Here is a 5,532-nt window from a genome sequence, read left to right on the forward strand (position 1 = left end):
GTCCCGGGCCTGCCCGCCGCAACGAGGGACATGTCCAGCCGTGCGGACCACGGAAGAGCATGTCCCGGGCCTGCCCGCCGCAACGAGGGACATGTCCAGCTTCGGCAGCGAGGACTGGACATAATGCCACTATGTCCAATGGCCACGACCAAGGAGGGGCATGTCCGGGTCTGCCCGCCGCAACGAGGGACATGTCCAGCCGTGCGGACCACGGAAGAGCATGTCCCGGGGCGGCGTGCACAATTTATCCAAGCAACCAGAATTCCAAGAAGGTCGCCGCCAAACTCGGAATCGTGGAGACGGCATGTGCCGAGAACACCGTGAGTCACTGGACATTTCAACGCCCTGGCACCCAACAACGCCGCTGGTGATGACTGTGGGACCCGATTCACGCCGCTCGCCCGGGCGCAGGTTGCGGCAAACGCCGTATAGCCGGACGTGATCACCTGACCCGACAATCTGCAAGGATGGGATCATGTCAGCTCATTACGATGTCGTAATTGTCGGCGGCGGGATCGCCGGCCTGTCCCTTGCCTCCGCCTTGGCCGGGCACTGCAGCGTGGCCCTGATCGAAGCCGAGCAGACCCTGGCGTACCACACCTCGGCCCGCTCGGCCCGGCAACTGATTCCCAGCTACGGCCCGCCTGTGGTTCAGGAGCTCACCGTCCGGACGCTCGACCTCATCGCGGCCCAGGACGCCGAACGTCCGGAACCGGTGCTCACCCCGCGCAGCTTCATGCTGATCGGGGACGACGCCACCGTCCGGGCGGAGGCAAGCGGACACATGCAGCGGATCACCCACGCCGAGGCACTGGACCTGTGCCCGGCCCTGGTCCCGGATTCGTTCAGCGCCGCCGGGCTGGACACCGGATCCTTCGCCTGCAACGCCCCCGTGCTGCTCGAGGACCACCGGCGGCTCGCCGTGGCCGGCGGCGTGGACATCATTACCGGCGCCAGGGTCCATTCGGCTCAGCGCCTGGGCACCGGCTGGGAACTGGGCGCCGGGCAGGAAGGCTTCCAGTCCGCCGTCGTGGTTAACGCCGCCGGTGCCTGGGCCGACGAGCTCGCCGTCCTCAGCGGCGTCGAGAAGCTGGGCCTGCAGCCGTACCGGCGCACCGCGGCGATCGTCGACGTCGATAATCCGCTCCCGGAAGCCTGCCCGATGGTGGCGGCGGCCGATGACAGCTTCTACTTCCGGCCCGATAACGGCCAGGTCCTGATCTCACCCGCGGAGCACGTGCCGAGCGGACCCGAGGACGCCCGGCCCTATCCCGGCGACGTCGAACGGGTCATCGCCCGGCTCAACGAGATCACGACGCTCGGGATCCGGAACGTCCGCACCGCCTGGACGGGGCTGCGGACGGAGGCGGCCGACGGCGTCCCGGTGGTGGGGTTCGACGCCGAGGCCACCGGATTCTTCTGGCTCGCCGGTCAGGGCGGGTACGGATTCCAGACATCATCCGGCGTCGCGGAACTGGCCGCCGGACTGATCCTCGCCGGCCAGGGCTCCGCCCCGGCCCTGACCCCGGGTGTCTCCCCGGCTATGTCTCCGTCCACCGAGGCCAGTCCGGCATCCCGGACAGCGGAGGCGCTGGCCGCGACCCGCTGGTCCATCCGGCGCTGAAGAATGGATCCATGAGCACCCTCATCACCAATATCGCCGAACTGATGACCCAGGACGCGGAACACCGCGTCCTCCGTGACGCGGCGGTGGTGATCGAGGGGGAGCGGATTTCCTGGCTCGGGCCCGCGGCCGACGCCCCGGCCGCGGACGAACGGGTGGATGCCGGTGGCCGGGCGCTCCTGCCGGGCTGGGTCGACTCCCACACGCACCTGATCTTCGCGGGGGACCGCACTGCCGAGTTCGAGGCCCGGATGGCGGGAGAGAGCTACAGCGCCGGCGGGATCGCCGTCACCACTGGCGCCACCCGGAGCACGAGCGACTTCGACCTGACCCGGCTCGCGATGGGCCGCGTCGCGGAGGCCGTGTCGCAGGGCACCACCTACCTGGAGACCAAAACCGGCTACGGCCTGGACCTCGAGAACGAGGCCCGCAGCGCCCGCATCGCCTCGACCGTGGCGGACGAGGTGACCTACCTGGGGGCGCACCTTGTGCCCGCCGGGATGGACGCGGAGGAATACACGGAGCTGGTCTGCGGGCCGATGCTCACCGCAGTCCGGCCCTACGTCCGCTGGGCCGACGTCTTTTGCGAGCAGGGCGCGTTCAACGAGGACCAGTCCCGCCGGGTGCTCCTGGCCTGCAAGGCCGCCGGGCTGGGACTGCGCGTCCACGGCAACCAGCTCGGCGAGGGCCCCGGAGTCCGGCTGGCGGTGGAAGTCGGCGCCGCCAGCGTGGACCACGTGAACTACCTGTCGGCCGCGGACGTCGACGCCCTCGCCGCGAGCTGGTCCGGCTGGGACGCCGCCGGCGGCAGCGGCACCCCTGGATCCGGGCAGCGCGGCACGGTTGCCACCTGCCTGCCGGCCTGCGATCTTTCCACCCGGCAGCCGCTGGCCCCCGGCCGGGAGCTGCTCGACGCCGGTGTGCAGCTGGCGCTGGCCTCCAACTGCAACCCCGGCACGTCCTACACCAGCTCCATGGCGTTCTGCGTCACCACCGCCGTGCTGCAGATGCGGCTCAGCGTCCACGAGGCGGTGCGCGCCGCGACCTACGGCGGCGCGCTGGCCCTGGGCCGGGAGTCCGGGAACGACGCCGACGGCGCACGCGCGGTGGGCTCGATCGCCGTCGGGCACCGCGCGGACCTGCACCTGCTCAACGCCCCTTCCGCCACGCACCTGGCCTACCGGCCCGGCATCCCCCTGACGCACGCGGTGTGGCGCGCCGGTGTAGCGCAGCCGGTCCGTTAGCCCTAGAACATCATGGGCGGTGCGTCGAGGACGGTCTCGTCCACGCGCCTCTTCTCCCACTGCGTGAAGGGCTTGTCGAGCTCGTACTTGCCGTGCGAGGTGCGCAGTAGGGTTCGGACCTCGGCGTTCTCGGGGTTGTTCAGGGACTCGAAATATTCCACCGACCAGTGGAACCAGCGCATGCAGAACAGCCGCATGGTCAATCCGTGCGTCACGAACAGCGCGTTCGGGGCATAGCCGGGCCGGGACCAGTGCCGGTGCAGGGTTTCCATGAAGGAAGAAATCCTGTCATATACATCGGAACCGGACTCGCCCTCGCGGAAGCGGTAGAAGAAGTGCCCGTAGGCGTTGCGGAGCTCTTTCTGGTCCTCGATGTCGCCGGCGATCTGAAAGTTGGCCCAGTCCTGTTCGCGCAGCCGCGGTTCCTCGATCACCCGCTCCACGAGCGGGCCGAGATTCAGCGCCTCGAGGGTCTGGTAGGCGCGCAGGTAGGGGGAGACGTAGACGCACACCGGGCGGCCGTCCAGCTGGCGCCGGACCTCCTCCCCGGCCGCGGTGGCCTGCTCCAGGCCCAGCGCGGTCAACGGGATCCGGTAGTCCGGAACACGGTTGTAGATCGAGGTGTCGGCATTGGCGGCAGACTGGCCGTGCCGGATCATGATGATTTTCCGGGGCGCACTCATAATCCCCAAGCATAGGGCTCCTAAAAGCAGGTGCCGCAGGCAAAACCCCGTTCGGCCGGTACCACGCGGGCACCAGCAAACTATCGGCAAGTGCAGGCAAGATAGAACCATGTTGGTTCCCTCCCGCCGTCGGCTGCGGTTCGAAGTGTTGATTGTCCTGGGGTTGTCGCTCGGGCAGTCCGCGATCTATTCCCTGGTGCAGTTGCTGGACAAGATGACCACGGCGCCGCTGGCCCAGGGGACATCCACCCTGAACCGCTCACAGAGCGCACGCGAATACTTCGACCTCACCTACCAGTTGCTGGACATCATCTTCGCCCTGGTCCCGGTGGCCCTCGTGATCTATTTCCTCACCGAGCACTGGCCGGCCGGTGAGCGCGGAACCTCGGCGTTCCGAAGGATCGGCTTCGACTTCGCCCGGCCCGGCAAAGACCTCCTGCAGGGGCTCGGACTAGCTGCGCTCATCGGCATTCCGTCCCTGGGGCTCTACGCCGTCGGCCGGGCGCTGGGGATCACGACGGCGATCATCCCCAGCGCCCTGGACGCGTACTGGTGGACCGTGCCGGTGCTGGTCCTGTCCGCGATCCGGCACGCGGTGGTCGAGGAAGTGATTGTGGTGGCGTACCTGCTGGACCGGCTCGGGAAACTGGGCTGGAGCGTGCCGGCGGCCATCGCCGCCAGCGCCCTGCTCCGCGGCAGCTATCACCTGTACCAGGGGTTCGGGCCGTTCATCGGCAACGCGGTGATGGGCGTGGTCTTCGCGCTCGTCTACACGCGGACCAAACGGGTGATGCCGCTGGTGATCGCCCACGCCATCCTGGACACTGTGGCGTTCGTGGGGTTCAGCCTGTTCGGCAGGGCCGTGGGCCTGGGCTGATGGCGTTGCCCGTACAGCCGGCGCCATCGGCAGGCCTTAAATGATCTCGGCCGCCGTCTCCTAGGTGACAACGTTGGCACCTAAGAGATGGCGGCCGAAGCGTGGGGCAGGTGGAGCGTTAGATCGTGACCGCTCCGGAGGCGGTCTCGAAGGTGACAGAGAGGATGCCGGGAGTCCCGTGCGGCGCGATCCAGTTCACGGCGACGTCTTCCAGCGGCTTTTCAACCGGTTCGCCCAGCCACTCCGTGACGCGCGCGGCCGAACCGGCAATGGTCAGTGCGGACATCTTGACATCGCTCGCGTAGGCGTTGGACGGGTGCAACTCCGGGTCGCCCTCCCACTTGAGCATGTACGGCACCTGGGGGTCGGCGATGAGCCCCAGGATGCCGATCTGCTTCCAGATCAGTTCGCGGCCGTCGGGAAACTTCCGGTTGCCGTTGACGGCGGCGCGGCCGAGCCGCTCCTCGAACGGGGCCAGGTCGTCAACCTCGACGCACCAGCCCATCCAGCCGCCGCCGGCCTCGGAGCGTGCCCGGACGGCCTGGCCGAACGGGGCCTTGTCGGAGGCCGGGTGGTTCAGGACCTCCACGACTTCCAGGTACTTGTGTCCCGCGAGCGGGATAATCATGTTGCGTGTCCCGAAACGGGGGTGCACTCCACCCTTCACGGCTTCAACGCCGAGGGCAGACGCAATACGTTCAGTGGTGGCTGCCAAGCCATCGTGTTCACAGGCGTAAGAAACGTGATCCATGCGCATGCCATCATCTTGGCACTTTGTGATGGACCTCTCAGCTTAGGCTCCCCTAACCGTCATGGGACGTCCCGGGGCGCCGAACGCGGCGCCCCGGATGCTCCGTCACGGCAGCCCTCTTCATCTTCGTCACAAAGCTATCCAGGGCTCCGCCGCCATTCCTACACTGAAGCCAGGTCATGAGTGCCAGCGCACAGCCCCGGCTTGCTGGCCGGCAACCCTCGTATCGCGGTGGGGTGCCCCGGGTGAAGACCTGGCCGTCCGGCGCCCGCCGGAGGGCAAGCGCGGCGCCTGTTCCGGTTCGGGCCGAAAGCCCCGGCCGGTGCTGTGCCCAGTGACTCGAGGAGCACCAA

At 68.2% G+C, this 5,532-nt stretch carries 5 protein-coding genes and 1 riboswitch; of the genes, 3 read left to right on the forward strand and 2 right to left on the reverse strand.

Going from position 1 to position 5,532, the window contains the following annotated elements; all coding sequences use genetic code 11:
- Nucleotides 1–475: 475 nt before the first annotated feature.
- Both AC1D1S_RS18820 and AC1D1S_RS18825 read left to right on the forward strand, forming a co-directional pair.
- The gene (locus AC1D1S_RS18820; protein WP_476945643.1) at nt 476–1,624 is read left to right on the forward strand and encodes an NAD(P)/FAD-dependent oxidoreductase; all 1,149 of its coding nucleotides are present in this window, start codon (nt 476–478) and stop codon (nt 1,622–1,624) included.
- Between the two features lie 11 nt (nt 1,625–1,635).
- On the forward strand, nt 1,636–2,868 hold the full coding sequence (locus tag AC1D1S_RS18825) for an amidohydrolase family protein (protein ID WP_476942999.1): 1,233 nt from the start codon (nt 1,636–1,638) through the stop codon (nt 2,866–2,868).
- Nucleotides 2,869–2,870: 2 nt separating this feature from the next.
- Here AC1D1S_RS18825 and AC1D1S_RS18830 read toward each other — a convergent pair whose 3' ends face one another.
- Nucleotides 2,871–3,551, reverse strand: a complete 681-nt coding sequence (locus AC1D1S_RS18830; RefSeq protein ID WP_028278302.1) for a histidine phosphatase family protein — start codon at nt 3,549–3,551, stop codon at nt 2,871–2,873.
- A gap of 109 nt (nt 3,552–3,660) precedes the next feature.
- Between AC1D1S_RS18830 and AC1D1S_RS18835 the strand changes: the two genes are divergently transcribed.
- Complete coding sequence (locus AC1D1S_RS18835) at nt 3,661–4,428, forward strand: CPBP family intramembrane glutamic endopeptidase (RefSeq protein ID WP_476945645.1); 768 nt, start codon at nt 3,661–3,663, stop codon at nt 4,426–4,428.
- A 118-nt stretch (nt 4,429–4,546) separates the two neighbouring features.
- On the opposite strand, the gene AC1D1S_RS18840 is transcribed toward AC1D1S_RS18835, so the two are convergent.
- Entirely contained in the window at nt 4,547–5,185 is a 639-nt protein-coding gene (locus AC1D1S_RS18840; RefSeq protein ID WP_243179648.1) for a VOC family protein, read from the reverse strand.
- A 169-nt stretch (nt 5,186–5,354) separates the two neighbouring features.
- Nucleotides 5,355–5,470: riboswitch (SAM riboswitch) on the forward strand.
- Nucleotides 5,471–5,532: the final 62 nt, after the last annotated feature.

Source organism: Arthrobacter sp. P1_A5 (assembly GCF_056406825.1).